Raw genomic sequence first — 17,380 nt, forward strand, 5'->3', positions numbered from 1 at the left:
CCCGTTCACACCAGTCCGAGTTCGCGCGCGCGGCGCACCGCTTCGTTGCGCCGGTTCACCGCCAGCTTCCGGTAGACGCTCTTGAGATGGGTCTTCACCGTGTTCACCGACACGTAGAGGTCGGCGGCGATCTCCTCGGTCGACATCATCCGGGCCAGCCGCTCCAGCACGTCCCGCTCGCGTCCGCTCAGCTCCACGACGAGCGGAGAAGGCCGCCCGTCGACCGGGGCCGGTTCACCAGGACGCGACGGAGCGGGCGTCAGCCAGTCCGCGGCCAGCTCCTGGAGCGGCGCGGTGGACAGCAGGGGCCGGATCCACGGCCGCGCGTCGAGGAAGGGTCTGCGGAGCCGCTCGCGCCGGGCGCTGAGGAGTGCCTGCGCGACGAGCCTGTGTGCTGTGGCGTCGTCTCCCGCTCCCTGCGCGGCCTGTGCCCTGACCAGCGCTGCCCGAACGGTCACCGCCGGCCCGGTCCGGCCCCCGGTGTCGATGCTGTCGAGCAGACCGACGGCCTCTTCCGGGCGACCTGCGGCGAGCAGCATCCGCGCGGCTTCCACAGCACAGGCCGGCTGGTCGCCGGAGACATCCTGGAGCACCTCGGCGGCCATCCGAGGCCGTCCTTCGGCCATGTGGGCGGCCGAGGCGACCAGCGCCTCCTGGCCCGCCGCCCAGGGCGAGGCGACGGAGACGCGGATGCCTGGGTCCGCCGCCTCGACGGCGGCCCGAGCGTGGCCCTGGACCAGCAGGAGACGCGCCTTGGTGATGGCCCGTTCCGCGGCGATCACCGGATCGTGCGTCGCGGCGGGGAGCGGGGCCGTCTCGTCGAGAAGGGTCTGCGCCCGGCTCAGCTCGTCGCGGTCCACGGCCACGGCGGCCAGCACCAGCAACCCGATGCCCGTGCCGGCACCGGAGACGCCCGGCTCGGGCAGACGGAACCTCTCCGCCTCGGAGGCACCCGCGAGAGCCTTGCGCTCCGCCCTGCCGATCCAGCCGTTCAGGTAGTCGATCAGCGCCAGGTGCCCCAGCGACTCCTCACGGGGCAGCACGGTGGACGCCTCGCCATGAGTGCCCGCCACTGTGGTCAGGGCGGCACGCGCGTCCTCGAAGCGCCCGGCCCACAGGCGGGTGGAGCCGAGATGGGTCATGAGGAGCGCATGGAGTTCGGGATGCCTGTCCAGGAGGTGCTCCGGGACCTCGCGCCGGAGCCGGACGGCAGCCTGAGCGGCCTCCTCGGCCTGCTCGGGAGAACCGGTCAGCCGGGCGGCCAGCGTCTCCAGCAGCGCACAGCTCAGCCGCGCGGCCGCCCCGTCGTGCGGGTCGGCGGCAAGCCGCTCCTCGGCGCGGCGCAGATGGGACAGACCGCGCTCGACGTCGCACCGGGACAGGTCGCGGGCCGCCCGGACGAGCTCCGGCGCGGGGCCGGTGGCCTCGGGGTCCATCCCGGAGAACAACTGGTCGAGGTCGCCCGAGCGCAGACCGGTGAAGAGCTGCCCGATCGCCAGGTCGTCGACGAGGGCGCCGGCGGTGAAACCCCAGTCGCCCGATGCGGCACCGTGAGCGAGTGTCTCCGGCAGGGATCCGGAACGGCGCAGCCACAGCGCGGCACGCCGGTGGAGCTCGGGCTCCAGCCCGGGCAGGCGGACGCGCAGGTGGGCCCGGAGTATCTCCCCGAACAGCGGGTGGAGCCGGTACCACGAGTGCCCGAGGTCCTCGACGAACGCGTTCGCGCGGTGCAGCTCGACGAGCAGGGCCTCGGCGTCGGTCCGCCCGGTCAGCGCGTTCGCCAGATCAGGACTGAAACGCTGGAGGACGCTGACGCGCAGCAGGAGATCCTGTGTCTCCTCCGGCTGCCGCTTCAGTACCTCGGCCAGCAGGAAGTCCGCGACCGCGCTCCGGTCCGCCTCGAACTCCTTCAGATAGAGCTCCGGGGCCGCGCTCTCGCGCGCGGCCAGGGCGCACAGGCACAGGCCGGCGGCCCAGCCCCGGGTGCGGTCCACCAGGCCGCGCGCGGCGTCGAGCGGCAGGCGCAGACCGTGCAGTTCCAGCAGCGAGACGGCCTCCTCGGGGGTGAAGGCCAGCTCGGCGCCGCGCAGCTCCGTCAGCTCGCCGGCCGCCCGGTAACGGTGCAACGGCAGCAGGGGTTCGGTGCGGGTGACGAGGACCAGGCGCATGCCCTGCCCGGCGTGGTGCAGGACGAATTCCAGCTGCTCGGCGACCTCGGGGGTGGTCACGCGGTCGAACTCGTCGATCACGACGGTCACCGGCTGGTCGCGTGCGTCCAGATCGGCGGCGAGCGCCGCCAGCAGCTTGCGGTCCACGCGGGCCGCCTCCATCGGGACCCCGACCGCGCCGGAGACCGGCGCACCGCACGCGCGCAGAGCCTCCAGCACGTACGCCCAGAACACCCCGGGCTGCCGGTCCTCGTCCTCGGCGGTGAGCCAGGCGACCGGCTGCGGCAGGCCGGCGGCCCAGTCGGCGGCCAGCAGGGTCTTGCCCGCGCCCGCCGCTCCGTTGATCAGGGTCAGCCGTGTCCGAAGAGCCTTGTCGAGGTGCCGGTCGAGCCGCTGCCGCCGCAGGTAGGCGGCGGGTCGCGTCGGCAAGGCGATCCGCGTGCGGAGAAACGAGTCCCCCAGAGGATCCACGCCCGGAACAGTCGGACCGGCCGGTCCAGCAGCATGCTCGTGGATCTCCGCCACAGCGCTCACCACCGCTGCCTGTCAGGGGTCGGGTCATGGGCCCTCTCGCCCCCAGGATCCCAGCCTTTCCGGCCGCGCGCGCGGGGGCGGACTTCTCGACGGGGAATGCAGGGCGTGCCGGCACCCGCACACCAACGGTCACCGCACTCTCGAGTCATGCCCTCCGGTTTCCGTGCCTGGGCGCATCAGCAAGCCCGCCGGGCCACCGAGACAGCTCTCGTCGTCCTGGGTCAGCGCGTGGATCACGAGGAGGGCGTCGGCGGGACTCCGCGCTCGGTGGACCGCCGCGCCCTCAGATGCCCTGCCTGCTGCGGGCGTTCGCCTCGGCCACCAGGGCGCGCAGCAACTCGTCCTGGGTCAGGAGCCGGAGGTGGCCCGGATCGGCGTCCCATTCGCGGCCACCGGCCAGCGGACGGATCTGGAGATACGGCCCCTCATGGCCCATGACCCGTCCGAACCGGTCCCGCACAGTGTCGTGGACAGCGTCTCCCACCTCCAGGGACGGAACCGGCTCCGGCGTCACGAACCGGCCCCCTTGGCGATCACAGCCGCCAACTGCAGCGCCACGGGCGCCGAGCAGACCCCGAGGTGGACGAGCGCGTAGCGGCCCCCGTCCTCTCCGTCACCCGCCCACGGGGTACGGACGTCCATTGCGGGGAGCTGGACCCCTGCCTGGCTGAGAGCGCCGGCCAGGGCGTCACGGGCGTCGAGCGCTTCCTGGACCTTGGGCGTACGGGGTCTCGAAGGGCCCGTGACGATGGCGGTGTGGCCGGTAGCGGGGGTGATCGAGTGGTGCGGGGGCCGCTGCGTGGGGGGCATACGTGTCCTCGTCCTTCGCCGGTCGGTCTGTCGGGTTCGTCGGTCCGACTGATTCCATGACCCCGGCAAGCTGCGTGAATTACGCTGCGTAGTCCGGGTGTTACGAGGATGCGTCCGGATGTGACCGATCACGCCGTGGACGTGCGGTGCTTCCCCGTCGAACGGCGCTGGTTCCACACCTTCCACACCGACCACAAGCCGGCGGCTCGGAGGGGAGTCGGCCGTATGCCGCAGCGACGGGTCATCACCGGCCGCAGCCAGGAGCCGCGTCAGAGGTTCGCCGAGGAGCTGCGGACCCTGCGGGCCGGGAGCGGGACGAGTCTGCGGCAGCTCGGCGAACGGCTGGGCTGGGACTACTCCCTGTTCGGCAAGATGGAGAAGGGCGAGACGCTCGGCAGCCCCGAGGTCGTCAAGGCCTTGGACCAGCACTACGGGACGCCGGGGCTGTTACTGGCGCTGTGGGAGCTCGCCGCCGGGGACCACACGCAGTTCCGCGAGCGCTACCGGCGGTACATGGCGCTGGAGGCCGAGGCGGTGAGTCTGTGGCACTTCGCGGTGAGCGTGCTGCCGGGGTTGTTGCAGACGCCGGGGTATGCGCGCGAGGTGCTGGCGGCGGGCGGGCTCCGGGGGAAGGAGCTGGAGCAGCAGGTCGAGGCCAGGATGGGGCGGCGGGAGTTGCTGGAGGGAGAGGACGCGCCGCCGTTCCGGACGATCCTGTCGGAGGCGGTGCTGCGGACGCCGTTGCGGGAAGTGGCGGAGTGGCGTGGGCAGTTGGAGTACCTGATGGAAGCTGCGGATCGTCCCCATGTGACGGTCCACGTGCTTCTGCACAGCGCAGGGCTGCACGGTCTCATGAGCGCAGACATGTGGTACCTGCTCCTTCCCGAGGGCAGGACCGTCGCGTATACCGAGAACGGATACCGGGGCGAACTCATCGAGGAATCCGCACCTGTTGTGCGTTTGCAGAAGACGTACGATGCGGTGCGCGACCTGGCGCTCACCCCGGCGGAATCGCGCAAGTTCATTCTGCGGATGTTGGAGGAAGCAACGTGCGAACCATCGGCCTGAGCGACGCTTCTTGGCGGAAGAGCAGCTACAGCAACCAGGACGGTGGCGCGTGCGTCGAGGTCGCCGACAACTTCGCGGTCGTCGTCCCGGTACGGGACAGCAAGGTTTCGCACGGGCCGGTTCTCGTGTTCCCGGCCGCCGGCTGGTCCTCCTTCGTCTCAGCGGTCAAGGACGGACGGCTGAGCGCCTGAACGAGCAAGCGACGCCGGTCGTCTCCTGAGTGACGACAGCGGGCGCTGAGGGATACAAATGCGGCCGGCCGTGCCCATCAATGGTTCGAGTTCTTGATCCGATGATGAGAGACCTGGTTCCGTGCCGTGCGCCACCGTGACCGAGTCTGCTCGACCACGCTGTCCCACTGCCGGCGGACCTCATGGTCGGAAGGGCGGTGGCCCTGACGGATCCGGCTGAGCTCGTCCCGTACTTCTCGCCCCAATGCCGCCGATGCAACCAGGACGAGCATGGCTGCGAAGAGGGCGGAGATCATCGCGAAAACAGCACCGACCACCCCGTAGCGTGCTGCGGAGGAGTTGAAGAGATGCGGCATGTAGATGGTCGCGCCCACTGAATAGGCCGCCGTCAGGACGGCGCCGGTGATGCCGAAGGGAAGCAGGTCCCGCCAGCTGATCCGCTCCGCCGACAGGATCCGGCCGCTCCAGACGAGGAACGCAGCGGTCACCAGTACCCCACACGCCGATGCGGCCGCCAGACCCAGCGCGCCCTGGGTATGGAGCCCGGAGAGCAACGCGCTGATCGCTACGTAGCCACCGAGAGTGAGGATCCACCACAAGCCGTTGCGCGTGTTGCGCACACTGAGGGGCTTGAGTTCCCATGCCTGTTCGAAGAGTCGCTGTGCGGCTCGCGCGAAACTCAGCACCGAGATCGTCAGAAACACGACCCCGAAGATGCCCACGCTCGCGCTGGTCTCCTCGGCAGGAGAGAACAGCGAACTGACTGCCGTGGCGCCCGCTCCGGTGAGGTGGTAACGCTTGATGATCCGCTCGGCGGCGTCGAAGTGCACAAAGTTGCCAAGGACGGCGCCAAGGAGGACGGAGAGCGGGACCAATGCCGTCAAGGCGCTGGACGCCAGGGCCATCGAGCGGTCGAAACCCACGATCTTCTGGAACCGGTTGATGACCCGCAACGCGAAGGCCGGCCGCAGCCAGAACGTCAGCGTTCTGACGATGCGCTCTCGATTGATCCCCGTTGTCCTGCCCTCCGTGAAGATCGGGACCTTTGTGGCGACGCGAGCCTAACGGCCGGACGCCTGACCGATGAACGGCGACACGAGAAGCAGCTTGCCGGCCGCGCGACATCCCGATGCCTCACATCATCACGTGGGCCGCTGCACTTCGGGAGATCGGGGCTGAAAGGGCTGTGAACGAGCCTTGACATGGATCAAGACCTGATCGGCCCGGCGGGCGTGCTTTCCCCGGCGCTCCTACCGTGGAGGAGTGGACCGATGATGCGTGGGGGCTGCCGTGTGCAGCGGGCGGCGTGTATCGGCTCCGCACAGCACCGGAAGGTGGTTCGGAGATGTCCCAAGTTCAGTCAGGTGCAGGACCCTGTGGTTGCTCGTCTTGAAGCTCGTCAGAAGTTGCCGGCTTCGGTCGAGTACGACCTCTGTCCGGCAGCCGGTGGAGCGGCGGGAGGTGCCCCATGAGCAGGCGCGGGACCGCGCGTCTGGCCTTGGCGGCGGGCGCAGCGGCACTTCTGGTGCTGGTGGTCTTCGCCGGACTCGGGAGCCTCGTGCTCATGGGGGTGGGGTGGGCAGGACTGGCGCTCACGACGGCCGGCGGGTGGTGGATGCTCACCCACACCGGCTGGATCAGGGTGCTGGCCACGCTGCTGGTGGTCGCCGCGCCGCTCGGTGTCCTGCTCCTGTACGCGGCTGCCGGACTGCTGTGGGTCGTGCTGGCCTCGCTCGGCCTCTGGGCGCTGGCCGTTTCCGCAGGCAGGGCGGCACTCGTCGAAGACACATCCCCGAGAATGACGGAGCGCTCCGTCGGCCAGGCAAAGCGACCATTCCTGATCATGAATCCGCTCTCGGGCGGCGGAAAGGTCGAGAGGTTCCACCTGGTGGAGCGGGCCAGAGCCCTTGGTGCCGAGGTCGTCGTGCTGGATCCGGCGCAGCGGCAGGACGTGGCCGAGCTGGCGTGGCGAGCCGTCCAGGGTGGAGCCGATCTGCTCGGCGTCGCGGGTGGTGACGGTACGCAGGCCTCGGTCGCCGGTGTGGCTGCAGAGCACGACATCCCCTTCATGGTGATCAGCGCCGGCACTCGCAACCACCTCGCCAAGGATCTGGGCCTGGACCGGCAGGATCCCTCCAGGTGTCTGGAGGCACTGACCGACGGCGTCGAACTGCGCATCGACCTCGGCTACCTCCATGCGGGAGCGCCTGCGGACCTGAGCGCGGGGCGCGTCTTCATCAACAACGCCTCGTTCGGCGTATACGCGGAAGTCGTGCAGAGTCCCGCCTATCGCGACGACAAGGCCCGCACGATCCTGGAGATGCTGCCGGATCTGCTGACACACGCCGACGGCGCGCGGCTGAGTGTCCGTGCCGGTTCGCTGACCATGGACGGTCCCCAGGCCGTACTGGTGAGCAACAACCCCTATGAGAGGGGCGACTCCGCCGGACTGGGGCGCCGAGAGCGACTGGACTCCGGCGAGTTGGGGGTGCTGTGTGTGAGCGTCAGCAACGCCGCCGAAGCGACAGAGCTCCTGCTACGTGGCCGGCAGGGCCGCGGACTGACCGCGGCCACCGCCCGACGAGAGGTCGTCGTCGACGCCGACGCTCCCGTCATCCCGGTAGGTGTCGACGGCGAGGCGCTGATGTTGCCCACTCCGGTGCACTGTCGCCTCGCGGCCGGCGCTCTGCGCGTGCGCGTGCCCCGGCACCGGCCCGGCGTGCCGCGCGGTGCCCCGCCGATGGACTGGCGGCGGGTGCGGCGTCTGGCGCTGACGATGGGGCGGGTCGCCGCAGGACGTGGTGCCGCCTGAGCGAACGGCTGGTGTCGTGGGCGGAGGCGCAGCGGTATCGGGTCCGGGCTGAGCAGGCTGTTCGGCGGTGGTGAGAGACAACCACTCCGGTGCGCAGGCAGCAGAAGGCTGTGAGTCGCGAACGGAGAGGCCCGTACTGAGGGCGGTGAAGTGGCGACGCGTCAGGCGCCTCTCAAGCGACGGGCCAGGAGCTTGCCCAGTTCCCACAGGAGCAGGAGCACGAGGCTGGCCAGCAGCGCCCAGCCGAACTGCCGCGCGTTGATCTCGGTCGTCCCGAGGATGCGGCGGAAGCCGTCCATCTGGGTCACCAGTACCGCGAGCACGAACTGGGCCAGTGCCACCCAGTTCATCTGCTTGCTGTCGAAGGTGGACGAGGTCAGCACCGAATCCGTCTCGCTGCGGCACTCGAACGCGGCCACGATCAGACAGAGGGCGAAGGCGGTGAACGCGATCGACTGACCAGTCCCGACACTGTTGAAGTGGGCCTGACCGAGCTTGATCAGTCCGAGCAGAATGACGGTGATCGCCAGCCCACCCAGCCCGACTGTGACCAGCACGGGCCGGGTGAGCACGGACTCCCCTCGCGGACGCGGCCTGCGATGCATGAGTCCGGGGCTCTCCCGGTCGAAGCCGAGCGCGAAGCCGAAGGAGGCGTTGACCACGAAGTGGATCCACAGGACCTGCGGCGGGGTGAAGGGCTCACCGGCGGCGATATTGAAGACGGTGGCCCCGAGAAAGGTCAGCACGAAGGTGACCAGCAGGAGCAGTACGAATCGGATGTACTTCGTGAGGTTGTCGTAGATTCGCCGGCCCTGCTCCACGGCGTAGACGATGGTGGCGAAGTTGTCGTCGGAGAGGATCATGCGTCCGGCGTTCTTCGCCACGTCCGTGCCGCTGCCCATGGCGATACCGATGTCGGCGGCCTTGATGGCGGGCGCGTCGTTGACGCCGTCCCCGGTCATCGCCACGACGTCGCCCTGCTTCTTGAGCGTGTTGGCGAGCAGCACCTTGTGCTCCGGCGCGACGCGCCCCACCACACCGATGCCGTCGATACGGGCGAGTTGCTCGTCCTCGCTCATGGCGGCGAAATCGGCGCCGAGGATTGCCTCGCCGGGGATGCCGAGCTGCCGGGCGATCGCCGCACCGGTGGTGACGTCGTCACCGGTCACCATGCGGACCCGGATGTGCCCCGCCTGGGCGTCAGCCACGGCGGCCTTGGCCTCCTCCCGGGGCGGATCGACCATGCCGACGAGACTGGTCATCCGCAGCTCGGTGACATACGCGAGCAGGTCCCCGTCCGGATCGAAACCGGCCGGATCCAGGTCACGGGTGGCCGCGGCCATCACCCGGCGCCCCTCGCCGCCCATCCGCTCGGTCTGCGCCTCGGCACGCGTGGCAAGTTCGGCGTCCCACGGGATGGTCTCGCCCGCCGCGAGCGCGGTGGCGGCCCGCGCCACCACCGCCGGGACCGCGCCTTTGACGAAGCATCGGACGACCTGCCGCCCGGCGGTGTCGACCGCCGAGTTGAAGGTGGCCATCAGCTTGTAGCCCGGGTCGAACGGCAGTGTGGCGAGCCGAGGCAGGCGCTCCCTGGTGGCGTCGATGTCCAGCCCGGCCTTGTGCGCGAGCACCAGCAGCGCGCCCTCGGTGGGATCGCCCACCACCTTGCCGTCCACCAGCTTCGCGTCGCCGGCCACCACGTACGGCAGGATCGCGTCCTCGATGCCCGCGGAGGAACCTGCGGCATGGTGGATCTTCCCGTCGAGTCCGTAGCCTGTGCCCGAGACGGTGTACCGGTCGGTGGGACTCACCACTTCGACGGCGGTCATCTGGTTCATCGTCAGGGTGCCGGTCTTGTCCGAGTTGATCGCCGACGTGAACGCCAGGGTCTCGACCGACGGCAGTTCTTTGACGATGGCGTTCCGCTTCGCCAGGTTGAGGCTGCCGACGGACAGGATCGCCTGGGTCACGGTCGGCAGGGCCTCGGGAATGGCGGCGATGGCCAGCGAGACAGCACTGACGAACAGGACGTCCCAAGCCTGGTCCCGGCCCCGCCCCAGAGCGAACATCACGATCATGGTCAGACCCGCTGCCCCGGTGATCCACAGCGTCAGGGTGTCGAGCTCCTTGGTGAGCGGCGGTACCTCCTTCTCGGTGGCCGACAGCATCCCGGAGATCTTGCCGACTTCGGTTCCGACGCCGGTCGCAGTGACGACGAGTACGCCGCTGCCGTGGGTGACCGGGGTGTTCATGAAGGCCATATTCGTCTGATCGCCGGGTGCCGGTCGGGGGCCCGGCAGCGTAGCGGTGTCCTTCGCGGCGGGAACGCTTTCGCCGGTGAGCGCCGACTCGTCGATCTGCAGGGCACTGGACTCGATGATGCGTCCGTCGGCCGCCACCTGGTCCCCGGCGGCGATGAGCACGATGTCGCCGACGACAAGCTGTTCGGCGGGGATCTCGGCCTCCCTCCCGTCCCTGCGTACCCGCGCCGTCGCCTTCATCATCGACTGCAGCGCGTTCATCGCGCTCTCGGCCTTGCCCTCCTGGCGCAGGCCCACGACCGCGTTCAGCAGGGTCAGGACGATCAGCAGGATCGCAGTGGTCCACTCCTTGATGAGCAGCGAGACAATCGCCGCGGCCACCAGGACGATCTGCATGTAACTGCGGTACTGCCCGAGGAACCGGCGCCAGGCCGGAGTCCGCTTCTCCTCGGGCAGCGAGTTCGGGCCGTGCGCCGCGAGGAGTTCCGCGGCCCGTGCCGCGGAGAGGCCGACCGCCGGATCGACACCGAACGCAGCTACGACCTCCTCGGGAGCACGCGTGTACCAGCCGTCCTTCGAAGCCCGGGGCCGTTCCCCCACGGAATCCGACCGCACCGTCATCGTTCTGCCTCCGATCCGTCGCCCCGGACGCCTCCGGGCCGGTCGCGCGCCGGTCGAACAGGTTCTAGCCGCGCTTCTTCTTCGTCGGCCGCCCGGCGCCGGACGCGCGCCTGCTTTCTGTCGGCCTGTCTCTCCGGCCAGTGGCCTGAGCGGCCGACGGATGCCGGGAGGTGTACGGATCGGCCGGGGCGCCGGCGGGAGCTTCCTGTTCCAGCTCCCGTCTGGTGACGAGCAGATCCTTCCGCGCCTCTTCCCCCACGTCGGGGTACTGGGGATCGATGTCCATCAGAGCGTGCGTGAGGACCGCCGCCGTGCAGATCCGCGCGAACCACTTCCGGTCCGCCGGCACGACGTACCACGGCGCCCACTTCGTACTCGTGGCCGACAGCATTTCGGAGAACGCGTGCTGGTAGTCGTCCCATCGGCGCCGCTCCCGGACGTCGGCCGCAGAGAACTTCCAGTTCTTCTCCGGCACGTCGATCCGCTTCAGGAAGCGGGTGCGCTGCTCCTCCTTGGAAAGGTTCAGGAAGATCTTCACCACTTTGAACCCGTTGTCCGTGAGGTAGCGCTCCCAGCGGTTGATCTCCCGGTAGCGCCGGTCCCACAGGCCCGGCTCACGGGCCTTCTCCGGCAGCTTCTGCCGGACCAGGTTCTCGGGGTGGACTCGCACGACGAGAACCTCCTCGTAGTGCGAGCGATTGAAGATGGCGATCTCGCCGCGCGTGGGCAGCCGCTGGGCGTAGCGCCAGAGGTAGTCGTGGTCGAGTTCCTCGGCGGAGGGCACCTTGAAGCTGCTGACCCGTACGCCCTGGGGATTGACGCCGCTCATCACGTGGCGGATCGTCCCGTCCTTGCCTCCGGCGTCGAGTGCCTGGAGACAGAGCAGTACGCCGTACGTGTCCTGGGCGGCCAGCCGCTCCTGGTATTCGGCCAGCAGCGACACCCCGGTCCGCAGCAGCTCGACCCCCTCCCGCTTCTTCAGACCGGCCTTGTAGCGAGGATCGAAGTCTCGGTCCAGGCGCACCTTCGACCCCGGTTTCACCCGTAGCGGCCCGATGAAATCCGCGATGCGTTCCGCTCTCTCGTCCGACATCACCCATCAGCCCTTCCGGGGCAAGCACGGCGCGTCTTGAGTGCCACCCTGCCGTCGATGGCCTGACCGGGAGCGCTGCGGCAGGCGGCACTTGCTCCCTCTGGGACCGGCGTTCGACCAGGATTGGGATGCAGTTCTGACCCTGGCCTCGTGGAACGAGTCGTACGCGGTCCTCACCGTCGCCTCAACGGTGACCGCGTCGGCCGAGGGGTAGCCGGCCCTCAGTTGCGCCGCCATGTTTCGGATGGACACCACTTCGTCCTGCGAGCCGGGCGGGGAGACGTTCGGCCCTACGGGATCGGCGCGCTCCACCGGCCCGGGGCGGCGGCTCAAGCCCTCGGCGGGAAAGCATGCATCGACTTGAGGAGTCCGCTCTTCGACCGTCATGGCCGTACTCACCCCATGTCCCCGACCTCCAGACCGTAGAACCACACATCTCGCCGCAGCCGCGAGAGGGTCCCTCGTCCTCATTGTCTGCTCGCCTGGGCAAGATCGCCCTCTGAGTCCGGGGCCGGGAAGCCGTGGAGGGAGGTGTCGGCACAGCCGCCGGGCCGCTGATCGAGGGGACTCGTCCCAGGCAGCCAGTCGACGGGCCTGGGGAACCTGCTGACGGAGGCCAATGAGCGGGAGCGTGTGCGACGCCTGGAGCTGCTCGCCGAACTGTTCACGTAGTGCGCGGACGCGTGGAGGAAGCCGGTTCCCGAACGTGGGAACGGTCTCGTCGTCCCCCGGCGGCGACCGCGCCCACGCGTCCCGAACAAGCCGTCACTTGGTCGCTCCGTACTTGGTCGCTCCGTGTTCCACGTCGTCAGCTGGGTAACGACGCCCCGCTTCAAACCAGCGGGACGAGCGTCATCCGGGCGTCAAGAATCACGAACGAGACTTCGCCCCCGCCGCCCATGCGATCCTCGCCGCACCCTGAACCCGCAGGTCAGGCCAGCCTGAATGGGCGGAGCGCCCAGTCGACCCGTTCCGCGGGCGAAACAGGTCGAACGAACCACCTGGAACAGGAAACCTCAGGTCAGGCGTCCTTCTTCACCGGCTCAAGGATCGCCACGCACTCCACGTGGTGCGTCATCGGGAACAGGTCGAACGCCCGCAGCATCCGGACCTTGTAGCCGCTGTCGCGGAAGTACGCCAGGTCGCGGGCCAGGGCCGCCGGGTCGCAGGCCACGTAGGCGATGCGGCGGGCGCCGAGCGACGCCAGGTGCTCCACCGTCTTCTTGCCCGCGCCCGCGCGCGGCGGGTCCAGGACGATCAGGTCGACCTCGGTGATGCCCGTGCGCGGGAGGACCGATTCGACCTTGCCCTGTTCGATGCGGACGCGGTCGAACGCGGCCAGGTTGTGGCGGGCGTCCTCCACCGCGCGCTTGCCCGACTCGATGCCGAGCACCGCGCCCTGGTCGCCGATGCGGTCCGCGATCGCGCCGGCGAAGAGGCCGACGCCGCAGTACAGGTCGAGCGCCATCTCGCCCTTGCGGGGCAGCAGGCCCTGCATGACGGCCTTGACCAGTGTGTCCGCCGCCTGCGGGTGCACCTGCCAGAAGCCGCCGCTGCCGACGCGGTGCGTGCGGCCGTCGGCGCGCTCGCGGACGAACCCGCGGCCGTGGACCCGGTGGATGCCGCCGTCCTTCTCGTCGACGCGCAGCACGGAGACCGGCTTGTCGAGTTCGACCAGGGGCAGGCGTGCGCCGGGGCGCGGGGTCAGGATGACCTGGCGGTCCTGGGAGCCCGTCGCCGCGATCGCCTCGATGGACTCCATGCCCGTCCAGTCGCGCTTCTCGATGCCGAGTTCGGAGACGCCCGGCGCCGCGATCATGCAGTGCTCGATCGGCTCGACCTCGTGCGAGCGGTGGCGGCGCAGGCCGGCCTTCCCGGTGTCGGGGTCGACCGCGTACTGCACGCGCGTGCGCCACTGCGGGACCTCGCCCGCCGGGAGCTTGTCGCCCTCGGCCGGCATGACCGTGCCGTCCCAGCCGGCCTCCTCGGGCGTGAGGCCCGCGAGGCGCTGGAGCTGCTCGGCGATGACCTCGCCCTTGAGGCGGCGCTGCGCGCCCGGCTTGGCGTGCTGCCAGTCGCAGCCGCCGCAGCGGCCGGGGCCGGCGTACGGGCAGGGCGCCTCGACGCGGTCCTTGGACGCCTCGATGACGGTGACCGCGTCGGCGCGCAGGAAGCGGGCGCCTTCCTCGCCGTCCGTGACGCGGGCCACGACCTTCTCGCCGGGCAGCGCGTGCCGGACGAACAGGACCTGGCCCTCGTCCGTGCGGGCGATGCAGTGGCCGCCATGGGCGACGGGGCCGATCTCGACCTCGTACTCCTCCCCGACCAGCGACTTCTTCGGTTCTGCCTGCATGGCGGGGGACTCCACAACGTAAGAAAGCAAGGGACACGGCGAACGGCCGGACAACAGCCCACCAGTCTACGTGGGTGTTGTCCGGCCGCTCGCCACACGACAGCCGAGGGGGTCAGCCCTTGTTGGAGGGCTCCTTCGGGCGCTTCTCGACCGGGCCGCGGCGCACGGCACCCGGCGCGTTCCAGTCCTGGCGCCTGCGGGCCCGCTTCTTGGCGGCCTCGGAGGACTCCAGCTGGTAGGGCACCGAGGTGACCATGATGCCGGGGGTGAACAGGAGGCGGCCCTTGAGGCGCAGGGCGGACTGGTTGTGGAGCAGGTGCTCGTACCAGTGGCCGACCACGTACTCGGGGATGATCACGCTGACCGCGTCGCGGGGCGACTCGCGGCGCAGGCCCTTGACGTACTCGATGATCGGCCGGGTGATCTCGCGGTAGGGCGAGTCGAGGACCTTGAGCGGTACGTCGATGCCGCGCCGCTCCCACTCCTCGCGCAGGGCCTTCGTCTCGGCCGGGTCGACGTTCACGCTGAGCGCCTCGAGGGTGTCGCTGCGCATGAGCTTCGCATAGGCGAGGGCGCGCAGCGTCGGGCGGTGGATCTTGGAGACGAGGACGATCGAGTGGACGCGGGACGGCCGGACGCTGTCGTCGGTCGGCGTCTCGGGGGCCTGGATCTCCTCGGCCACGCGGTCGTAGTGCTTACGGATCGCGGTCATCGTCGCGTAGAAGATGCACATGCCGAGGAGGGCGACCCAGGCGCCGTGCGTGAACTTCGTGACGAGGACCACGACGAGCACGAGGCCGGTGAAGAACGCGCCGAAGGTGTTGATGGCGCGCGAGCGGACCATGTGACGGCGCTTTGCCTGGTCCTTCTCGGTGCGCAGATGGCGGTTCCAGTGCCGGACCATGCCGGTCTGGCTGAGCGTGAACGAGACGAACACACCGACGATGTACAGCTGGATCAGGCGCGTCGAGTCGGCGCCGTAGATGACGACGAGGAGCGCCGCGGCGCCGGCGAGGAGCACGATGCCGTTCGAGAACGCGAGGCGGTCGCCGCGGGTGTGCAGCTGCCGCGGCAGGTAGCGGTCCTGGGCGAGGATCGAGCCGAGGAGCGGGAAGCCGTTGTACGCGGTGTTGGCCGCGAGGAAGAGGACCAGGGCGGTGGCCGCGGCGAGGATGATGAAGAGGAAGCTGCCCTTGCCGAAGACGGCCTCGGCGACCTGGGAGATCACCGGGTTCTGGACGTAGCTCTCGCCGACCGCGACGCCGTTGTGGATCAGGTCGGTCGCCGGGTTCTCGGCCATGCGGACCTTGGTCGACATGGCCAGGGCGATGATGCCGCAGAACATGGTGACGGCCAGCAGGCCCATCGCCGCGAGCGTGGTCGCCGCGTTCTTCGACTTCGGCTTGCGGAACGCCGGTACGCCGTTGCTGATCGCCTCGACACCGGTGAGCGCGGCACAGCCGGAGGAGAACGCGCGCAGCAGCAGGAAGACGAGGGCGAAGCCCGCGAGGCCCTGGTGTTCGGCCTTGATGTGGAAGTCGGCGGTGGGCGCCTTCATGGTGTCGTCGAGGACGAGCCCGCGGAACGCGCCCCACGCGATCATGATGAAGACGCCGGCCACGAAGACGTAGGTCGGGATGGCGAAGAGCTTCCCGGACTCCTTCACGCCGCGCAGGTTCATCAGCGTGAGCAGGACGATGACCAGGACGGCGCACAGGACCTTGTGCTCGACGACGAACGGGATCGCCGAGCCGAGGTTCTCGATGCCGGAGGCGATCGACACGGCGACGGTGAGGACGTAGTCGACGAGGAGGGCGCTCGCGACGGTGAGGCCGGCCTTGGGGCCGAGGTTCGTGGTCGCGACCTCGTAGTCACCGCCGCCGCTCGGGTACGCGTGGACGTTCTGGCGGTAGGAGGCGACCACGGTGAACATCAGCACCACGACCGCGACGGCGATCCAGGGGCTGAAGTGGTACGCCGACACGCCCGCGATGGAGAGGACCAGCAGCACCTCTCCCGGCGCATAGGCCACGGAGGACAGCGGGTCGGAGGCGAAAACGGGGAGGGCGATGCGCTTCGGCAGGAGCGTTTCTCCGAGCCGGTCGCTGCGCAGAGCGCGCCCGATCAAGATCCGTTTGGGCACGTCGGTCAGTTTGGACACGCAGAGGATCGTAAGCGTTCGAACGGGGGGCCGCCCACCCACCACCCCCCAAGCGCACCGGAACCTCACACAAGGCCTCGCACCGGGCCTCACGCCGGGCGGTCCTGGCGAGGGCTTTCGGCCTCAGCCGCCACCGGTCCGGGCGACGGCTCGTCCCGCCTTTTCCCAGTTCGAACGCAGCCGGGACAGATAGTCGGCGGCCTGGCTGCCGGGCGTCGCGCCGCGCGCGAAGGCCTGCATGTTCCCCGCCCCCGCGTTGTAGCCGAGGGCGAGCAACTCGTCCTTGTCGTACGGGCCCGAGGGGTGCGCGGGCAGTTGCCGCGCCAGGTCGTGGAGGTACCAGGCAGCCGCGCGCACGGCGAGGTCCCGGTCGTCGGGCAGCTCCTCCCACCGGCGCCCCGCGAAGGCCCGGCCCCGCTTGGTCTCGTCGAACGCGGCGCGGTGCATGTTGGCGATCCCGAAGGCGGCGCCCGGCTTGTAGCGCTGCCAGGCGCGTTCCAGGGCGGGGTCGTGAGGTTTGTACGACTCGTTGTAGAGGATCGCCATGAGGAGCCGCGGGCTGACGCCGGCCTCGGCGGCGCGGGCCCGGACCTGCGGGGCGTAGGCCGCCGGGTCGTACTTGCCTGAGGGGGTGGTGGGGCTGCTGGGGCTGGGCTTCGGCGTGGGGGTCGTGGGCGTTCGCGAGGGGTGGGCGGACGCATCCGGCTTCCTCGTAGCCCCCGAAGCTCCCGTGGCGCCACCGGTCCCGTCCGTGCCCGTGTCCCCCGACCGCCCGCACGCCCAGGCCACCAGGAGGACGAGCAGCACCACGCCCCAGAGCCAGGGCCTGCGCCTGGCCTGCCCGCCCCGCTCCGCCATCGCCCGGCCTCCTTTGGCGAAAGACCCTAGGCCCCGGCCCCGCGGAGCCGGGGGGCCGGGTTCGGGTCGGCCCGTTCGGCGAGCCGGCCGACCAGCAGCCGCACCACGGCCACGATGTCCGGGTCGTCCACGAAGTAGACCTGGCGGCGCCCTTCGCGCCGGGACCGGACGAGCCCGGCGAGCTTCAGCTTGGTCAGGTGCTGGCTCACGGCGGGCAGCGCGCCGCCGACGCGGTCGGCGAGGCCTGTGACATCGCTCTCACCCTGCGCGAGGGCCCACACGATGTGCAGCCGGGCCGAGGAGGCGAGCAGTCCGAACGCGCCGGCCGCCTCCGCGATGACCTCGGCGGGCGGGTCGTCGAAGGCGGGCCGGTCATCGAAGTCGCGTACGCGCGTCACCACCGTCGTCGTCCTCTTCCACATCCGCTTCGGCTCACCGGGCCAAGGAGGA

14 protein-coding genes are annotated in these 17,380 nt (G+C 70.0%); 3 read left to right on the forward strand and 11 right to left on the reverse strand.

The genetic code is table 11. The annotated features are described in order from the left end of the window. Positions 1-5 precede the first annotated feature (5 nt). The 3 genes from OG758_RS16390 to OG758_RS16400 all read right to left on the reverse strand — a co-directional run bounded on the left by OG758_RS16390 (position 6) and on the right by OG758_RS16400 (position 3,512). Positions 6-2,693: a LuxR C-terminal-related transcriptional regulator gene (locus tag OG758_RS16390; protein ID WP_326715940.1), complete on the reverse strand. Its 2,688-nt coding sequence runs from the start codon at positions 2,691-2,693 to the stop codon at positions 6-8. Between the two features lie 292 nt (positions 2,694-2,985). Continuing rightward, positions 2,986-3,216, reverse strand: a complete 231-nt coding sequence (locus OG758_RS16395) for a hypothetical protein (protein ID WP_326710703.1) — start codon at positions 3,214-3,216, stop codon at positions 2,986-2,988. After that, positions 3,213-3,512 (reverse strand): hypothetical protein, encoded by a 300-nt coding sequence (locus OG758_RS16400; protein ID WP_326710704.1) that lies wholly within the window; start codon positions 3,510-3,512, stop codon positions 3,213-3,215. Before OG758_RS16400 ends, OG758_RS16395 begins: the two co-directional genes overlap by 4 nt. Positions 3,513-3,737: 225 nt before the next feature. On the opposite strand from OG758_RS16400, the gene OG758_RS16405 reads away from it, so the two are divergent. Together OG758_RS16405 and OG758_RS16410 are read left to right on the forward strand one after the other, a co-directional pair. Continuing rightward, a complete protein-coding gene (locus OG758_RS16405; protein WP_326715941.1) occupies positions 3,738-4,580 on the forward strand; it encodes a helix-turn-helix domain-containing protein in 843 nt (280 codons plus the stop codon). After that, complete coding sequence (locus OG758_RS16410; protein ID WP_326710705.1) at positions 4,562-4,771, forward strand: DUF397 domain-containing protein; 210 nt, start codon at positions 4,562-4,564, stop codon at positions 4,769-4,771. The genes OG758_RS16405 and OG758_RS16410 overlap by 19 nt, the downstream gene beginning before the upstream one ends. A gap of 77 nt (positions 4,772-4,848) precedes the next feature. On the opposite strand, the gene OG758_RS16415 is transcribed toward OG758_RS16410, so the two are convergent. Continuing rightward, positions 4,849-5,724, reverse strand: coding sequence for a YhjD/YihY/BrkB family envelope integrity protein (locus tag OG758_RS16415; RefSeq protein ID WP_326710706.1), 876 nt, complete (start codon positions 5,722-5,724; stop codon positions 4,849-4,851). A gap of 515 nt (positions 5,725-6,239) precedes the next feature. On the opposite strand from OG758_RS16415, the gene OG758_RS16420 reads away from it, so the two are divergent. Next, positions 6,240-7,583 carry a diacylglycerol/lipid kinase family protein gene (locus tag OG758_RS16420; RefSeq protein ID WP_326710707.1) on the forward strand — a complete coding sequence of 448 codons (1,344 nt, stop codon included), beginning with the start codon at positions 6,240-6,242 and terminating at the stop codon, positions 7,581-7,583. 161 nt (positions 7,584-7,744) lie between these two features. Here OG758_RS16420 and OG758_RS16425 read toward each other — a convergent pair whose 3' ends face one another. The 7 genes from OG758_RS16425 to OG758_RS16450 all read right to left on the reverse strand — a co-directional run bounded on the left by OG758_RS16425 (position 7,745) and on the right by OG758_RS16450 (position 17,328). Continuing rightward, positions 7,745-10,465 carry a cation-translocating P-type ATPase gene (locus tag OG758_RS16425; RefSeq protein WP_326710708.1) on the reverse strand — a complete coding sequence of 907 codons (2,721 nt, stop codon included), beginning with the start codon at positions 10,463-10,465 and terminating at the stop codon, positions 7,745-7,747. Positions 10,466-10,529: 64 nt separating this feature from the next. Next, positions 10,530-11,558, reverse strand: a complete 1,029-nt coding sequence (locus OG758_RS16430; protein ID WP_326710709.1) for a polyphosphate kinase 2 family protein — start codon at positions 11,556-11,558, stop codon at positions 10,530-10,532. Positions 11,559-11,564: 6 nt separating this feature from the next. Continuing rightward, on the reverse strand, positions 11,565-12,029 hold the full coding sequence (locus tag OG758_RS49060; RefSeq protein WP_442810332.1) for a three-helix bundle dimerization domain-containing protein: 465 nt from the start codon (positions 12,027-12,029) through the stop codon (positions 11,565-11,567). Between the two features lie 550 nt (positions 12,030-12,579). Then, entirely contained in the window at positions 12,580-13,911 is a 1,332-nt protein-coding gene (locus OG758_RS16435; protein ID WP_326710710.1) for a class I SAM-dependent RNA methyltransferase, read from the reverse strand. A 112-nt stretch (positions 13,912-14,023) separates the two neighbouring features. Further along, positions 14,024-16,072: an APC family permease gene (locus tag OG758_RS16440; RefSeq protein WP_326710711.1), complete on the reverse strand. Its 2,049-nt coding sequence runs from the start codon at positions 16,070-16,072 to the stop codon at positions 14,024-14,026. A gap of 123 nt (positions 16,073-16,195) precedes the next feature. Beyond that, positions 16,196-16,930 carry a transglycosylase SLT domain-containing protein gene (locus OG758_RS16445; protein ID WP_326710712.1) on the reverse strand — a complete coding sequence of 245 codons (735 nt, stop codon included), beginning with the start codon at positions 16,928-16,930 and terminating at the stop codon, positions 16,196-16,198. 26 nt (positions 16,931-16,956) lie between these two features. Continuing rightward, positions 16,957-17,328 (reverse strand): ArsR/SmtB family transcription factor, encoded by a 372-nt coding sequence (locus tag OG758_RS16450; RefSeq protein WP_326710713.1) that lies wholly within the window; start codon positions 17,326-17,328, stop codon positions 16,957-16,959. Positions 17,329-17,380 lie beyond the last annotated feature (52 nt).

It is taken from the genome of Streptomyces sp. NBC_01474, from assembly GCF_035918215.1.
Taxonomy (GTDB): Bacteria; Actinomycetota; Actinomycetes; order Streptomycetales; family Streptomycetaceae; genus Streptomyces; species Streptomyces aureus.